At 71.4% G+C, this 15,663-nt stretch carries 11 protein-coding genes; 4 read left to right on the top strand and 7 right to left on the bottom strand.

Annotation, left to right across the window (positions count from 1 at the left end; all coding sequences use genetic code 11):
* Positions 1-232: 232 nt before the first annotated feature.
* Positions 233-1,711 (bottom strand): transcriptional repressor NsdA, encoded by a 1,479-nt coding sequence (gene nsdA / locus OIB37_RS26165; RefSeq protein WP_330460046.1) that lies wholly within the window; start codon positions 1,709-1,711, stop codon positions 233-235.
* Between the two features lie 457 nt (positions 1,712-2,168).
* Between nsdA and OIB37_RS26160 the strand changes: the two genes are divergently transcribed.
* Entirely contained in the window at positions 2,169-2,831 is a 663-nt protein-coding gene (locus OIB37_RS26160) for a bifunctional DNA primase/polymerase (protein ID WP_330460045.1), read from the top strand.
* 165 nt (positions 2,832-2,996) lie between these two features.
* Here OIB37_RS26160 and ftsY read toward each other — a convergent pair whose 3' ends face one another.
* On the bottom strand, positions 2,997-4,199 hold the full coding sequence (ftsY, locus tag OIB37_RS26155) for a signal recognition particle-docking protein FtsY (RefSeq protein ID WP_330460044.1): 1,203 nt from the start codon (positions 4,197-4,199) through the stop codon (positions 2,997-2,999).
* A 235-nt stretch (positions 4,200-4,434) separates the two neighbouring features.
* Here ftsY and OIB37_RS26150 point away from each other — a divergent pair, with 235 nt between their 5' ends.
* Together OIB37_RS26150 and OIB37_RS26145 are read left to right on the top strand one after the other, a co-directional pair.
* Positions 4,435-5,913, top strand: a complete 1,479-nt coding sequence (locus OIB37_RS26150) for a cytosine permease (protein WP_330460043.1) — start codon at positions 4,435-4,437, stop codon at positions 5,911-5,913.
* Between the two features lie 191 nt (positions 5,914-6,104).
* Complete coding sequence (locus tag OIB37_RS26145; protein ID WP_330460042.1) at positions 6,105-6,644, top strand: hypothetical protein; 540 nt, start codon at positions 6,105-6,107, stop codon at positions 6,642-6,644.
* Positions 6,645-6,771: 127 nt separating this feature from the next.
* On the opposite strand, the gene OIB37_RS26140 is transcribed toward OIB37_RS26145, so the two are convergent.
* The 4 genes from OIB37_RS26140 to OIB37_RS26125 all read right to left on the bottom strand — a co-directional run bounded on the left by OIB37_RS26140 (position 6,772) and on the right by OIB37_RS26125 (position 13,290).
* Entirely contained in the window at positions 6,772-8,190 is a 1,419-nt protein-coding gene (locus tag OIB37_RS26140; protein ID WP_330460041.1) for a sugar porter family MFS transporter, read from the bottom strand.
* A gap of 396 nt (positions 8,191-8,586) precedes the next feature.
* Positions 8,587-12,180 carry a chromosome segregation protein SMC gene (smc, locus tag OIB37_RS26135; protein ID WP_330460040.1) on the bottom strand — a complete coding sequence of 1,198 codons (3,594 nt, stop codon included), beginning with the start codon at positions 12,178-12,180 and terminating at the stop codon, positions 8,587-8,589.
* Positions 12,181-12,423: 243 nt separating this feature from the next.
* Positions 12,424-12,627 carry a hypothetical protein gene (locus OIB37_RS26130; protein ID WP_067004905.1) on the bottom strand — a complete coding sequence of 68 codons (204 nt, stop codon included), beginning with the start codon at positions 12,625-12,627 and terminating at the stop codon, positions 12,424-12,426.
* A gap of 381 nt (positions 12,628-13,008) precedes the next feature.
* On the bottom strand, positions 13,009-13,290 hold the full coding sequence (locus tag OIB37_RS26125) for an acylphosphatase (protein WP_330460039.1): 282 nt from the start codon (positions 13,288-13,290) through the stop codon (positions 13,009-13,011).
* A 181-nt stretch (positions 13,291-13,471) separates the two neighbouring features.
* Here OIB37_RS26125 and OIB37_RS26120 point away from each other — a divergent pair, with 181 nt between their 5' ends.
* Entirely contained in the window at positions 13,472-14,902 is a 1,431-nt protein-coding gene (locus OIB37_RS26120; RefSeq protein WP_330460038.1) for a CAP domain-containing protein, read from the top strand.
* 103 nt (positions 14,903-15,005) lie between these two features.
* On the opposite strand, the gene OIB37_RS26115 is transcribed toward OIB37_RS26120, so the two are convergent.
* Positions 15,006-15,596 carry a flavodoxin family protein gene (locus OIB37_RS26115; RefSeq protein WP_330460037.1) on the bottom strand — a complete coding sequence of 197 codons (591 nt, stop codon included), beginning with the start codon at positions 15,594-15,596 and terminating at the stop codon, positions 15,006-15,008.
* Between the last annotated feature and the right edge of the window lie 67 nt (positions 15,597-15,663).

Here is a 15,663-nt window from a genome sequence, read left to right as displayed (position 1 = left end):
GCCTGAGAGTGACGCAGCGCGGTTTCGGTGGGAGCCCCTCGTTGTTTCGCCGGGGTGACGAAGACGCCCTGTGTGTTACGCGGCGGTGAAGTGCGGGTGGCCCGGGACACGGGCCGGCCGCGGCGGCCTCTCGATGACCTGGCATGGGGGAGCCGAGTCGGTGCTGTTCGGGAGGACCGGCCGCGGCCGGGGCATGGGTGTCGTGGGGGTGGGTGGCGTGGAGACGGGGTGGTCAGACCGCCTGTGCGGTCTCGGGAAGGTCGACGGCGAGCTGGTCGGTGAGGTCGACCACGGCGGTGAGGTCGCCGAAGTCGCGCACGGCCGTGTCGACCGTCTTTCGGATACGAGTGTTCACACGTTCGGAGCGGACCTTCGTGGCGATCCCCATGGCCTGCCTGGCGTATTCGGTGCTCTGCTCGGGATCGCGCTGGAGCAGGTGCACGGTGGCCATGCCGATCAGGTTGAGCGCGTACGACCGCTGGTGTTCGTCGTCCTTGGCGAACAGCTCCACGGCCCGCTGCATCAGCGGCTCGGCCAGGGAGGCGTAGGTGGGGCTGCGGCCGGCGACATAGGCGAGGTCGCGGTAGGAGTGGGAGTTCTCGCCGTGCAGTTCCGCCTCGGAGAAGAAGCGGATCCAGTCGGGGTCCGGCTCGTCCCACTCGTCGACCTCGGCGAAGGTGTCCTCGGCCATGCGGACCGCTCGCTTGCACTTGCCGGGCTGGCCCATGTTGGCGTAGGCGCGGGCCTCCATCGCATACAGCATGGCCTGGGTGCGCGGGCTCGCGCAGTCGCGGCTGCCGTACTGGGCGAGGTGGATCAGTTCCAGGGCGTCGTCGGGCCGGCCGAGGTGGATCATCTGGCGGCTCATGCTGGACAGGACGTAGGAGCCGAGCGGTTTGTCGCCGGCCTCCTTGGCCGCGTGCAGCGCGAGGACGAAGTACTTCTGCGCGGTGGGCTGGAGTCCGACGTCGTAGGACATCCAGCCGGCGAGTTCGGCGAGCTCGGCGGCGACCTTGAAGAGCTTGCGGGTGGTGGCCTCGGGCTGGGGTTCCTGGAGGAGGTCGGTGACCTCGTGCAGCTGGCCGACGACCGCCTTGCGGCGCAGGCCGCCGCCGCACTGGGCGTCCCACTGGCGGAACATGCGCGTGGTGGACTCCAGCAGTTCCAGCTCGGGCCGGGAGAGCCGGCCGGGCCGGCGGGACTCGTGGAGGGATTCGGGCTCGGGCGGCGCCGGGGAGACGGGGGCCGGCACGAGCCAGCGCTGCATGGGCTCGACGAGGGACGGGCCCGCGGACAGCGCCAGCGAGGTTCCGAGGAAGCCGCGCCGCGCCAGCATGAGGTCGCTGCGCGAGAACTCGCCGAGCAGGGCGATCGTCTGCGGGCCCGTCCAGGGCAGGTCGACGCCGGTCGCCGAGGGTGACTGACGGGCGGCGCGCAGGCCGAGGTCCTCGATGGAGACGACGCAGCCGAAGCGCTCGGAGAACAGCTCGGACAGGATGCGCGGGATCGGCTCGCGCGGGTTCTCGCCGTCCAGCCAGCGGCGCACCCGCGAGGTGTCGGTGGAGATGTGGTTGGCACCCAGCTGGCGTGCCCTGCGGTTGACCTGGCGGGCCAGCTCGCCCTTGGACCATCCGCTGCGCACGAACCACGAGCCGAGCAGCTCGTTGGGGCGCTTGTCAGCGTTCGTCCCGCTACCGCCGTTGCCGCCCACTGGAACGCCCCCATCCCTGAGACCACTTGTCACCGAGTGCGCCAAGCCCTATCAGAATGCCGGTAAATACGGCCTCCCGTCCGGCGGTTCTCACCCTTCGAACGAGCTGACGACTTGCCTCGGGCATACCCACGAGCGCATGTGCCCCCAGGACTCGCACACTCACAGTAATCCCACGATCACCCGCTCAGCCATGGCGACCACGGAAACGCCACCATTCGCCACCCCTTCGAATGAACTCACGATCGCCACCGCGCGATTCACTTGACATAGGACAGCCGGGAGTGGGCGGAGTGATGCACCCCCGGGGCGCGCGGGCCCCGGTGCACCACCCCGAGTGCCGCAAAGCGCCACCTTGACCTCACAGGTGCGGGGGAAGCGAAGCCGTAGCGTCACGTTCCGCTTCCGTCTCGCTCCGTGTCGTAACCACCGGCGCGCTGGACCCGTTGGAGGGGGCATGGGCTTCACGATCGGCGGCATCCGGGAGATCCGCTCGGGCACACGCCGGCGCGGCCGCGCGTCGGAGTGCATCGCCGTCGCCGAGTTCACCGGGCTGTGGGGCTGGGACGTGGTGCCGGGCGCACGGGCCGCGGCCGGAGCCTGCTCCTGCGGGCACGCCGGATGCCGGGCACCGGGCGCGCACCCGCTCGGCTTCGCCTCCGAGGTGCCGGCCGGGTCCACCCTCGACGAGGTGACCAAGACCTGGTCGGAGTTCCCCGGCGCCTCCGTACTGCTGCCCGTCGGCCGCGCGTTCGACGTCGTCGAGGTCGCCCTGGCCGCCGGGCGGCGCGCCCTGGTCCGGCTGGAGCGCATGGGTCTTCCGCTCGGCCCGGTCACCGCGACCCCGGACGGCCGCGCCCACTTCTTCGTCGCCCCCGGCGCCGCCGCCGAACTCCCCCAGCTGCTGTACCGCATGGGCTGGGACGATCCCTCCGCCCTGGACCTGCGCGGTCTCGGCCCGGGTACGCACATCACCGCACCGCCCTCCGACCGGGGCGGCCTGGGCCCGGTGCGCTGGCTGCGCCCGCCCGCGCTGGACTCCGCCACCAGGCCCCCGGCGGCCCGGCTGCTGCTGGGCACGCTGGCGTACGTGGCGCACCGGTCGCGGGCACGGGCGTAACCGGGCTCGACCTCGACCGGGCGCGGACCGGTACCGGTACCGGTACCTGCGACGACGGCAGCGGCAGCCTGCGGGAATTCCCGGCGCACATGACGAAGCGCCCGCCCCCGAGTGTGTCCGGGGCGGGCGCTTCTCGCGCGGGCGGGCGGTAAGTCCACGGGTTGCTCAGTCGCCGATGAGAGCGTCCACGAACGCCTCGGGGTCGAACGGCGCCAGGTCGTCCGCGCCCTCGCCGAGCCCGATCAGCTTGACCGGCACGCCCAGCTCGCGCTGGACCGCGATGACGATGCCGCCCTTGGCGGTGCCGTCGAGCTTGGTCAGCACGATGCCGGAGATGTCGACGACCTCGGAGAACACGCGGGCCTGCACCAGGCCGTTCTGGCCGGTGGTGGCGTCCAGGACGAGCAGCACCTCGTCCAGCGGCGCGTGCTTCTCCACGACGCGCTTGACCTTGCCCAGCTCGTCCATGAGGCCGGTCTTGGTGTGGAGGCGGCCGGCGGTGTCGATGAGCACGACGTCGACGCCGAGCTCCTTGCCCTCCTTCACCGCGTCGAAGGCGACGGAGGCGGGGTCGCCCTCCTCCGGCCCGCGCACGGTGTGGGCGCCGACGCGCTCACCCCAGGTCTGCAGCTGGTCGGCGGCGGCGGCACGGAAGGTGTCGGCGGCGCCCAGGACGACGGTGCGGCCGTCGGCGACCAGGACACGGGCGAGCTTGCCGGTGGTGGTGGTCTTGCCGGTGCCGTTGACGCCGACGACCATCACGATGCCCGGCTTGCGGTCCTCGGGCTCGGTCTTCACGGTGCGGTCGACGTCGGTGCCGATCAGCTTGAGCAGCTCCTCGCGCAGCAGGGCGCGCAGCTCCTCGGGGGTGCGGGTGCCGAGCACCTTGACGCGTTCGCGCAGGCGTTCCACCAGCTCCTGGGTGGGCTGCACGCCGACGTCGGCGGTGAGCAGCGTGTCCTCGATCTCCTCCCACGTGTCCTCGTCGAGGTGCTCGCGCGAGAGCAGCGTGAGCAGCCCCTTGCCGAGGGCGTTCTGGGAGCGGGACAGGCGGGCGCGCAGGCGGATGAGCCGTCCGGCGGTGGGCTCCGGGATCTCGATCCCGGGAGCCTCGACCGCGGGGGGTTCCTCCACGGTGGCCGTTGCGGCGGCGCCCGGGAGATCCACCTCCTCGATCGACCGGCGCGGTTCGTCGCGCGGTGTCTCGGCCTCGTCGCCGACGTGCGGCTCGGCCGGGGGCGCGGTGATGTCGGGCGCGGAGGGCGGCGGCGGGGGCAGCGCCTTGTGGCGGCGGGTGCCGACGATGAGCCCGCCGAGCGCCGCGAGCACCACCACAGCGATGACTACAGCAAGGATGACGGTTTCCATAACCGCTCCAGTATCGGCCATGAGGTGCGGCATTCCCCCGCTTGTGCGTACTCCGGGCTTGTCCTCACTTGGAGCTTCGCACAGGAGACAAATGCCACTGGGGTGAAGTAGTCGGATTAAAGTACGATGGCCTGGGCTTCCTTGCCGCGCGGAGTGTCCCGTCCGCCGCGCGTGCGGTCCCGTCGTCCCCTTTCCCCCCACCGCTAGGGCACACCTCTTCATGAGCAGAACCGCCATGAGTAAAACGGCCGAGACCGAAGGCGCTCTCGAAACCCGCGGCATCGAGCAGGTCCCCGATGCCGAACGTACGGCGAAGACCCGTGGACTGTTCCCGACCTGGGTGGGCGCGAACATCAGTGTGCTGCTGCTCACGATGGGCGCGAGCCTCGTGGTGGCGTACCACCTGAACTTCTGGCAGGCGCTCGTCGTCGCGTTCGCCGCGCCCGCCGTCTCCTACGGCCTGGTCGGCTTCATCGGCATCGCCGGAAAGCGCGGCGCCGCGCCGGGCATGGCCCTGTCGCGGGCGGTCTTCGGACAGCGCGGCAATCTGCTGCCCGGTGCGCTGATCTGGGTCGCCCGCTGGGGCTGGGAGACCATCAACGCCGTGACCGGCGCCTACGCGCTGCTCACCATCCTCGACCTCGGACTGGGCTTCAAGGCCAACCCCGTCCTGGACATGGTCACCCTGCTCCTCTTCGTCGTCGCGACCTTCGCGATCTCCGGGCTCGGCATCAACGCCGTGCGCAAGTGCAGCAAGTACGCGACCTACCTCTTCGGCGTCTTCTCGGTGCTGGTCCTCGGATACCTGGCCGTGCACACCCACTGGTCGAAGGTGATGCACCACGGCGCGGGCTCCACGGCCTCCCTCATCACCGCCGTCGGCATGATCGCGGCGGGCGGTGTCAGCTGGATCCCGTCCGCGCCGGACTTCGCCCGCTACCTGCCGCGTACGGCCTCGTCCAAGGCGATCGTGGGGACGACCATGGGCGGCGCCGGCATCGTCGTCCTGCCGATGGTGCTGATGGGCGCGGTGATGGCGGTCGGCACCCCGGACCTGGCCACGGCGACCGACCCGGTCTCCTTCGTCGGCCAGATCCTGCCGATCTGGATCGCGGTGCCGTACCTGCTGATCGCCGTGGTCGGCATGCTGCTGATCAACTCGATGTCGATGTACTCGGCCGGCTTCACCGCGCAGACCCTCGGCTTCCGGATCCCGCGGCACTGGGCCGTCTCCATCAACGCCGTGATCTCGCTGGCCCTGGGCGGTGTCCTGATGCTGGTGGCGACCAGCTTCATGGGCTCCTTCATCGCCTTCCTGTCGATGCTCGCCGTGGCCTTCTCCGCCTGGACCGGCGTCTTCGGCGTGGACATGTTCCGGCGCAGGGAGTACGACGGCCGGGCGCTGAGCGACACCGGCCGCACCAGCGCCTACTGGTACCGGGGCGGCTTCTCCCCGGCGGCCGTGGCCGCGTGGGCGATCGGCCTGGTCTCGGGCCTGATGTTCACCACCTCGGACTGGTTCACCGGCCCGCTGGCGAAGAACAACCTCGTCGGTGAGTACGGCCTCGGCTGGGTCGCCGCGATCGTGATCTCGGGCGTGCTGTACCTGGTGCTGCCCAAGCCCGCCGTGGTGAGCCCGGCGCCGTCCGCCGAGGCCGGGGCCGGGGACGCGGCCGAGGAGTCCGCAGAGGTGCCGATACCCGCCGGTGTCTGACCGAGGTCCCCGTCCCCGCCGGTTTCCGGCCGGACCCGGCCCTCCCCCGCAGCCGGGCGAAGTCCCCCTCCATCCAGCTCCACCGGAGGGGGACTTCGCATGCCCCGCCCACGGACGGCCCCGGTACCGCCGGGCGGTCCCGGGCGCGAAATCGCGGTGAGCGGCTCGGCGGGCCGTAGTACGTTCCGCCCATGACGTCCCCCTGGAATCCCCGCGCCGGGCGACCCGTGAGCGACGGGTGGGCCCTCCTGGACGAGCGGACCCGCGGGAAGGTCGACGCGAACGTGCTGCGCGACCACCGGATGCCGGCGGTCCTGGCCGCGTGGGAAGCTCTGCGCCCCTTGGGGTTCGGCCTGTACGAGGCGGAGCACGTGGTCGTCCTGCGCTACGAGGCCCTGGGGGAGCGCGTGCGCCGGCGGGCGCCCGATCCGCTCGACGTCCCCTCGCTCGCGGCCCGCGCCGCGGCGCTCCCGGGCCGGGTGGTCGCGGTCGAGGCGCTCTGGGACGGCGACACCGTCCACGACTGGTTCGTGGAGCTGGTCGCGGTCCTGGACGACCCGGCCGGAGAGGGTCACCTGGCGACCGTCCACCGGTCTCGTGGCGCCGCCCCGCCGGCCACCGCCGCCGCGGAGGCGGGCCGGGCCCTCGCCCGCCGCCTCGGGGTGCCGTTCCACTTCGCGTCCCCGGACACGCCCGACGACCTGGCCCCGCGGTGGCGGACGACGGGCTGAGCATCGCCGGGTCCCCTACGACACACCGCCGCCCCCGTTCCGGGCAGTGACCGGAACGGGGGCGGCGGGAAGGTACGAGGAGAGGGGCAGCGGGGACTTGGCCCTTCTCCTCGGCTCAGGGGTGGGCTCAGCCCATCTCCTCCAGCGTCTTGCCCTTCGTCTCCTTGACGAACTTCAGGACGAACGGGATGGAGAGCGTGGCGAAGATCGCGTAGATCACGTAGGTGCCGGAGAGGTTCCACTCGGCCAGCGACGGGAAGCTCGCGGTGATGGCCCAGTTGGCGATCCACTGCGCGGAGGCGGCGACGCCCAGGGCGGCGGCGCGGATCTTGTTCGGGAACATCTCGCCGAGGAAGACCCAGACCACCACGCCCCAGGAGAGGGCGAAGAAGAGGACGAACACGTGGGCGGCGATCAGCGCGACCCAGCCCTGCGTGGCGGGGAGCTTGCCGTCGACCAGGTGGTACGAGAACGCCCAGGCTTCCAGCGCGAGGCCGGCGGCCATACCGACGGAACCGATGAGGGCCAGCGGCTTGCGGCCGACGCGGTCCACGAAGATCATCGCGATCACGGTGCCGACGATGTTGATGATCGACGTCGTGAAGGAGTACAGGAACGAGTCCGACGGGTCGACGCCGACCGACTGCCACAGCGTCGAGGAGTAGTAGAACGCGACGTTGATGCCGACGAACTGCTGGAAGACCGACAGGCCGATACCGACCCAGACGATCGGCTTGAAGAAGAAGCCGCCGCCGAGCAGGTCCTTGAAGGTGGACTTGTGCTCGCTCGTCATGGCGTGCTCGATCTCGGCGACACGCGCGTCGAGGTCGACGCCCTTGCCCTCGACCTCGGCGAGGATCTCGCGGGCGCGCTCACGCTTGCCGACGGAGAGCAGGAAGCGCGGGGACTCGGGGATGGCGAAGGAGAGCATGCCGTAGAGGACGGCCGGGACCACCATGACGCCGAGCATGACCTGCCAGACCTCGAGGCCCATCAGGTGGCCGCGCTGGTTGCCGCCGGCGGCGTTGAGCAGGCCCCAGTTGACCAGCTGGGAGATGGCGATGCCGATGACGATCGCGGCCTGCTGGAAGGAGCCGAGGCGACCGCGGTAGGCGGGCGGCGCGACTTCGGCGATGTAGGCGGGGCCGATGACGGAGGCCATGCCGATGGCGAAGCCGCCGACGATGCGCCAGAAGGCGAGGTCCCACAGCGCGAAGGGCAGTGCGGAGCCGACGGCGCTGATGGTGAAGAGGACGGCGGCGATCTGCATGCAGCGGATGCGGCCGATCCGGTCGGCTATGCGGCCGGCGGTCGCGGCGCCGATGGCGCAGCCGATCAGGGCGATGGCGATGACCTGGGCCAGCGCTGCGGGGCCGATCTCGTAGCGGCCCCGGATGGCCTCGACGGCGCCGTTGATCACGGAACTGTCGTAACCGAAGAGGAAGCCGCCCATCGCGGCCGCGGCCGCGATGAAGATGACATGCCCGAGATGTTCGGGATGAGCCGCCCTGGCTCCCGGCGAAGGCGCCTGCGCTGTGCTGGTCACGTAAGTAACTCCTCGGGCCACCGGCAACGCTGCCGGGGTGGGGGTGAGCCCTTCCAGGCTTCCAGTGGCGCACAGGTTGGCGCCGCTCACACCTGAAGGTAAATACAACGTTGCAGAGAATATGCCTTCAAGTTTCGAAGTCAATACCTCGACGAGTGTGAGCTTTTCGATACGCCTCCCTCGCTTCATGTTCAAGAAGTGAAGGAGGCGTTATTTGATCTTGAAGGAGGGGCTGGGGGGTGTCGTTTGGATCAGGTCGGTTCAGGCCGCGGCGTCCGGTGCGGTGCCTCGCAAGGCGGAGGTTCTGCCGCGTACCGGACGTACTCGGCTGATCCGACAACGCGGCGAGGTGCCGTGCCGGGCGTCGCGGACCCGAGCTGATCCAGACGACACCCCCTAGCGGAGCCGCTGCGAGATGACCTTCGACACGCCGTCACCCTGCATGGAGACGCCGTAGAGCGCGTCCGCGACCTCCATCGTGCGCTTCTGATGCGTGATCACCAGGAGCTGCGAGGACTCCTGCAGCTCCTGCATGATCCTGATCAGGCGCTGGAGGTTGGTGTCGTCGAGGGCGGCCTCGACCTCGTCCATGACGTAGAAGGGACTGGGCCGCGCCTTGAAGATCGACACGAGGAGCGCGACGGCGGTCAGTGACCGCTCCCCGCCGGAGAGCAGGGAGAGCCGCTTGACCCTCTTGCCCGGCGGCCGGGCCTCGACGTCCACGCCCGTGGTGAGCATGTTGTCGGGATCGGTGAGGATCAGCCGGCCCTCGCCGCCGGGGAACAGCCGGCCGAAGACGCCCTCGAACTCGCGGGCGGTGTCCCGGTAGGCCTCGGTGAAGACCTGCTCGACCCGTTCGTCGACCTCCTTCACCACTTGAAGCAGGTCGGCCCGGGTCTTCTTCAGGTCCTCCAGCTGCTCGCTGAGGAACTTGTGCCGCTCCTCCAGCGCCGCGAACTCCTCCAGGGCGAGCGGGTTGACCTTGCCGAGCTGCTGATAGGCGCGCTCCGCGGCCTTGAGCCGCTTCTCCTGCTCGGCGCGCACGAAGGGCCTGGGCAGGTCGCGCGGGTGCTCACCCGCGGCAAAGCCGCCGTCGGATCCGGTCCCGGGCAGCTCCTCGCCGTCGACGGGGGGCGACGGCGGCACCGGCAGGTGGGGGCCGTACTCGGACACGAGGCCCGCCGGTTCGATGCCCAGCTCCTCCAGCGCCCTGGTCTCCAGCTGCTCGATCCGCAGCCGCTTCTCGGCGCCGAGCACCTCGCCGCGGTGCACCGAGTCCGTCAGCTTGTCCAGTTCGGACTTGAGTTCGCGGCCGTCGCCGCGCGCGGCGACGAGCTCCCGCTCGCGCCGCTCCTTGGCGGCCTCGGCCGCGACGCGCTCCCGCTCGGCCCGGCCGACGGACACCTCGATGTGCGCGAGCAGCTGCCGGGCGCCGGAGGCGACGGCCCCGGCGACGGCGGCCTCGTGCCGGAGCCGGGCCCGCCGCTGCTCGGCACGCGCGCGTGCCTCGCGTTCGGCGCGCGCGGCCCGGTCGAGCGAGTCGGCCCGCCCGGCGAGTCCCTTGACCCGCTCCTCGTGGGTGCGGACCTGGAGGCGGGCCTCCATCTCGGTCTGCCGCGCGTTGGCGCCGTCGGCTGCCAGCCGGTCGCGCCCGAAGGTGTCGGGCTCCTCGTCGGCCGGTGCCTCCTCGGCGACCGCCAGCCGCTCGGCCAGCTCCTCGGCGTCCTGTACAGCCTTCTCCAGCGCCTCCTGCGCACGCGCGGCCGCCGCTGCCGACCGCTCGGCCTCTCCCACGGCCCCGCGCGCCTGCCCGGCGAGCCGCCCGAGCTGCTGGGCCACGGCCGACTTCTCCCGGTCGGCGGTGCGCCGCCGCTCCCCCAGCTCCTCGACGAGCGCGGCGCTCTCCGCCCGCAGCCCGGTCGCCGCGTGCTGTGCCTCGGCCAGCTCCTCGCACCGTACGGCCAGCTCCGCCAGCTCCCGCGCCGCCTCGTCCACCGAGGCCCGCACCTCCAGCAGGCTCGGTGCCCCGGCCGACCCGCCGTGCGCGAAGTGCGCCCCGAGCAGGTCGCCCTCCGCGGTCACCGCGGTCAGTTCCGGGTGCGCGTAGACCAGGTCCTCCGCGTCCTCCAGCGTCCCTACGACGACGATCCCGCGCAGCAGCCGCCGTACGGCCGGCATGAGTTCGGCGGGACCGCGGACGAGGTCGACGGCGAGGGGATGTCCGACGGGGCGGGCGCCGGCCGGGCCGTTCCAACCGTCCAGGCCGTCCGGGAGGCCCGCCGGCAGCAGGGCCACGCGGCCGCCGTCCTGTTTGCGCAGGAGTCTGATGGCCTCGGCCGCGGCGGCGGGGGTGGTGACGGCGACGGCGTCCGCCGCGGCACCGAAGGCGGTGGCCAGGGCGGTTTCGTGGCCCGGGGTCACGGTCAGCAGTTCCGCCGCCGGGCCGAGGACTCCGGTGAGGCGGTCGCGGGCCTGGAGCAGCATGCCGGTGCCGTCCTTGCGGCGCAGGCCCAGGGACAGCGTCTCGTGGCGGGCCTGGGTGGCGGCGCGCCCGCGCTCGGCGGCGGTGGCGGCCTCGCGCGCGGCACTCAGCGCGGCCTCGGCCCCGGCGAGCCGGCGCTTGGCCGACTCGTGCTGTCCGGCGAGGTCGGCGTCGTCCGCGTCGAGGCCGTCGACCTCGGCCTTGAGGGCCTCGTACTCCTCCTGGGCGCGGACCGCGCGCTCCTGGGCCTCGTCGCGGGCGGCGGCCAGCCGGTCGATCTCGGCCTGGGCGGAGGCGGCGCGCGAACGGGCCGCGTTGACCTGGCCGGACAGCCGGGCCAGGCCCTCACGGCGGTCGGCGATGGCGCGGGCTGCGTCCTTCAGCCGGCGTTCCTCGACGGCCAGTTCGCGCTCCAGCTCGGCGCGGTGGGCGACCGTGTCGTCGAGCGCGTGCCGGGCCGCCTCCAGGGCGGCTTCCAGTTCGGCCTCCTGCTCGCGGACGCGGGCGGCCTCGCGTTCCATGTCCTCGGGGTCGCGGCCGCGCCGCTCCTCAGGGGGCGCGGAGGTGGCGCTCTTGACCCGGGCGTCTGCCAGCGAGACGGTGCCGCGTACGCGTTCGGCGAGCTGGGACAGCTCGTACCAGGTCTGCTGGGCGCGTTGGAGGCGCGGGGTGAGCTGCCGTACCTCGTCCTCCAGGAGGGCTTCGCGCTGGAGGGCCTTGCGCAGCTCCTCCTCGGCGGTTTCCTTCCGCTCCTTCAGGGCGGCCTCGTCGGCGATCTCGGTCTTCAGGGCCTCGCGCAGTCGTACGAGATCGTCGGCGAGCAGCCGCAAGCGCGCATCGCGCAGATCCGCCTGGATCACGGCGGCCCGGCGTGCGACGGCGGCCTGGCGGCCCAGTGGCTTGAGCTGGCGGCGCAGTTCGTCGGTGAGGTCCTGCACGCGCGCGAGGTTGGCCCGCATCGCCTCGAGCTTGCGCAGCGCCTTCTCCTTGCGCTTGCGGTGCTTGAGGACGCCCGCGGCCTCCTCGATGAAGGCGCGGCGGCCCATCGGATCGGCGTGCAGGACGGAGTCCAGCTGGCCCTGTCCGACGATGACGTGCATCTCGCGGCCGATGCCGGAGTCGGACAGCAGGTCCTGGATGTCGAGCAGCCGGCAGGTGTCGCCGTTGATCTGGTACTCGCTGCCGCCGTTGCGGAACATGATCCGCGTGATCGTGACCTCGGCGTACTCGATGGGCAGCGCCCCGTCGGAGTTGTCGATGGTCAGGGACACCTCGGCGCGGCCCAGCGGCGGGCGGCCGGTGGTGCCGGCGAAGATGACGTCCTCCATCTTGCCGCCGCGCAGCGACTTGGCACCCTGCTCGCCCATGACCCAGCTGAGCGCGTCCACGACATTGGACTTGCCCGAGCCGTTCGGACCGACGACACACGTGATCCCCGGTTCGAACCGGAGCGTGGTCGCCGAGGCGAACGATTTGAATCCACGCAGGGTCAGGGCCTTGAGGTGCACGCCGTTGGACTCTACCGGCCACCGCTATCTCACGGAGCGAACACTCGCAACCCGTGCGGTTTCGCCCATGAACATGCAGGGCACACCAGACGTTGAAGAGGGTGAAAGGATGCACAGGGTAAGAAGGAAGGGACGCCGAAGCGTCCCTTGCGGCTCTGACAACTGGATTGCGTTGTCTGATCACTGAGCGGTTGATACGGGCAGCCCAACCGCTGCGACTGCTGTCGTGGAGCGATGCAGCGATCAGGTGAGCGCAGGCTCCGCCTGGTGTGCGTCGATGCTCTCCATGATCCTGTCCTGAGAGGCGGCAGCCGTCAGCGCGTCGTTCTCAGCCTGGATCCGTCCGAGCTCGGACTCCAGGTCCTGTACACGCTGCTGCAGCCGTCGCATCTCGGCGAGGAGTCGAGGGTCGGAGCCGCCGACGTAACCGAGAAGCGCCTTTGCCATGATGGATGGTCCTCCACACTGAGTGACCGACCGATGCGGTGTGGGTCGTGAGGGATCGCACCCGCGGTGCTTGACACACTCGAGTGTTACTCTGCCGCTCTACATGCCAAACAGCTAAGGTGCGCGGGGCTTTCAGCGTCTCACCAAAAAGTTTGACGGTCAACACGATCACACCCCGTATTGGCGGGCGAACCCGGGGCGCGCAACCGTTTTTGCGGTGGCACTGCGTCTCCTGCGGGGCCCTCAAGGTGTGGCGACCAGCTGTATCTGCGGAGCCTGCCACGCCGAGCCGTTCTTGGCAACCACCAGGCCATTTCTGCTCCGGGCATATGCCCGGAGCAACTTGCCCCGACCCCACCTGCGGGGATTTACGGAATCGGCTCAGCGGATGGCGAAGCCGTCGTAGCCGCCGCGCGGTGTGTCCCAGATCTCCGTGACGCCATCCACACGTCCGGGCGTGTCGTCGCCCTGGAGCCAGTCGAGCAGTCCCTCGCAGTCGCCGCGTGATCCTTCCGCGACCACCTGGACGCGTCCGTCGCCCAGATTGAGAGCAAAGCCACTCAGTCCGCCGATCTCCAGCGCCTTGGCGCGCGTGAACCAGCGGAAACCCACACCTTGGACGCGTCCGCGCACCCAGGCAACCATCCGTACATCCTCGCTCATGGGTGCAACCTAACTGGCCAATGTCCCTCGGGACGCAACCTCCCCCAGGGCCATGCGGTAGCGTCCCGACCCAATGCATCTCATTTGAAACTCACTCGATCGAGTGAGTCGGTTCGGTCAGAGGGCGTCATCCGCCGTCACGGCGCCGGCCGGCCGCGAGGACGAGGAAGAGGGCAAGGGGATGGGACGCCATCGACGCTCCGCCGCCGGCCGTGCCACAACGGACCACGCCGCGGAGGTCACGCACCCGCACCTGTCCGGTACGGCGAGCGGTCCGCGCCCGCGCACGGACGACCGTGCGCCCATGGGCATCGCGCCGTACCTGAACCCGGAGGCGTACGCGGAGACCAACGCCCGCAGTACGGCCTACCTGTTCGCGACGGACGACGAACGTGGACCGGCCGACGACGCGGGTGCCGGTCCCGGCACCGGCGGCATGCCCACGGCCGAAGCCACGAACGGCGGACCGGCCCCGGCCGGCGGCGCTGGCGGGGAGTTCGCCACGGCCGGTGGCGCGGGCGGCGAGTTCGCGATGGCCGGTGCCCCCCGCCGAGGGTCCGCCACGGCCGGCGGCACAGGCCGCGACTTCACCGCGCCGGATTCCACACGCGGCGGGTTCAGCACTACAGATGGCACACGCGGCGGATTCACCGCACCCGGCGCCATACGCGGCGGGTTCAACGCGCCGGACGGTATACCTGGCGACTTCGCCACGGCCGACGGCATGAGCGGCGGCTTCACTCCCGGTGGTGGCGGTCCGCGCGGGCACCGGCGCCGGAAGAAGGCCGTGCAGCCGGTGCGTACGGGGCTGCTCGGGGTGTCCGCGGCCGTCGCGCTCGGGACGGCCGCGGTGGCCGCGGGCGTCGTACCCGGACTCCAGAACTACCAGCTCGGCGGCGGTCCGGGCGCCGGTGGCGGCCGCGTGCAGGCCGCGGACTCCCCCGGCAACTCGGCCGCCGAGCAGGGCGGCACCTCCGGCAGTGCCGAGCCCCAGGCCGGCGGCGCCCCCTCGGCGGGGACCGGCGCCCGGCAGCCGTCCGCCCCCGCGCCGTCCGCCCCTTCCTCGAAGCCCCCCGCGGAGTCCGCCTCGCCGTCACCCGCACCGGGCCGGACTGCGGACGGCGACCCCGCGGCGAAGCCCACCCCGGCCGAGACCGAGGCCCCGCCCGCGCACAGCGCGCCGAAGTCACCGCAGCCGCCGCAGGCGAGTTCCGCGCCGGTGACGGTCTCGGTGGAGGCCGTCGCGGCGGCAGAGGTGCTGAAGCTCGTCAACGAGGAGCGGGCGAAGGTGGGTTGCAGCGCGCTGTCGGCGAACTCCTCGCTCACCACGCTGGCCGGGGCCTTCAGTGACGACATGGCCGCGCGCGGCTTCTTCGACCACACCGACCCGGACGGGGCGACCCCGTGGGACCGGGCCGCGAAGGCGGGCATCACCGACCTGGGCGGCGAGAACATAGCCCGCGGCCAGACGGACGCGGCGGCCGTCATGGACGCCTGGATGAACAGCCCCGGCCACCGCGCCAACATCCTGAACTGCGACTACACGACCCTCGGCGTCGGCGTCCACTTCGGCACCGGCGGGCCTTGGTGGACACAGGACTTCGGCTACTGAGAACGCCGTGAACCCCCCAGGCCCGTGAACCGGTCTCAGCCGCGAACCGGCCTCAGCCGTGAACCGGCCCCCGGTCGTGAACCAGTCTCAGCCGGAACCGGTCTCAGGCCGCGGCGCGGCCGCGTGCGAACACGCTCGCCGTCTCCGCCACCCGGCGCCCCAGGTGCTCGGCCGTGGCGATGTCGGCCTTGTGCACACCCTCGGGGCCCTGGTCCACGTTGGTCTGGGCGGCCGCGCCGGCGAAGACGCCGAGGCGGTTGAGGTCGTTCTCGGAGGCCTCGCTGCTGTTCCAGCCCGGGTGCAGGCCGAGGTTGACCCAGTTCATGCCGTGCTGGCCGGCGAGGATCTGGAAGAACTGCAGCGTGTGCAGCTTGTCGCCGCTCTTGGAACCGGAGTTGGTGAAACCGGCGGCCAGCTTGTCCTTCCAGTCCTGGCCGAACCACCGCTTGGAGGTGGCCTCGGCGAAGACGTGGAAGGCGCCGGAGGCCGTGCCCATGTAGGTGGGCGAGCCGAAGACGATCGCGTCGGAGCGGTCCAGCGTCTGCCACTGCTCGTCGGTGATCTCGTCGACCTTGATCAGGTGCACCTCGGCACCGGCGTCCGCGGCACCGGCGCGGACGGCCTCGGCGAGGACGGCGGTGTGGCCGTAGCCGGAGTGGTAGGCGATGGAGACGACAGGGGCGGGGGTGGTCACGGTGGTGGCTCCTTGGGGCAGCTAAGGGCGTGAGCGTGCCGAAGCGGCAGCTCGCCAGCGATAACCA

The sequence above is a fragment of the Streptomyces sp. NBC_00820 genome, from assembly GCF_036347055.1.
Classification (GTDB): domain Bacteria; phylum Actinomycetota; class Actinomycetes; order Streptomycetales; family Streptomycetaceae; genus Streptomyces.
The sequence above is the reverse complement of the archived record's forward strand: the minus strand, read 5'-3'. Positions and strand labels throughout refer to the sequence as shown.

Excerpts from the sequence above, each read along its gene's own strand:
- OIB37_RS26120 (WP_330460038.1), top strand. The coding sequence starts at position 13,472 with ATGGGACGCCATCGACGCTCCGCCGCCGGCCGTGCCACAACGGACCAC.
- OIB37_RS26125 (WP_330460039.1), bottom strand. The coding sequence starts at position 13,290 with ATGAGCGAGGATGTACGGATGGTTGCCTGGGTGCGCGGACGCGTCCAA.
- OIB37_RS26150 (WP_330460043.1), top strand. The coding sequence starts at position 4,435 with ATGAGTAAAACGGCCGAGACCGAAGGCGCTCTCGAAACCCGCGGCATC.
- OIB37_RS26145 (WP_330460042.1), top strand. The coding sequence starts at position 6,105 with ATGACGTCCCCCTGGAATCCCCGCGCCGGGCGACCCGTGAGCGACGGG.
- OIB37_RS26160 (WP_330460045.1), top strand. The coding sequence starts at position 2,169 with ATGGGCTTCACGATCGGCGGCATCCGGGAGATCCGCTCGGGCACACGC.
- OIB37_RS26130 (WP_067004905.1), bottom strand. The coding sequence starts at position 12,627 with ATGGCAAAGGCGCTTCTCGGTTACGTCGGCGGCTCCGACCCTCGACTC.
- ftsY (WP_330460044.1), bottom strand. The coding sequence starts at position 4,199 with ATGGAAACCGTCATCCTTGCTGTAGTCATCGCTGTGGTGGTGCTCGCG.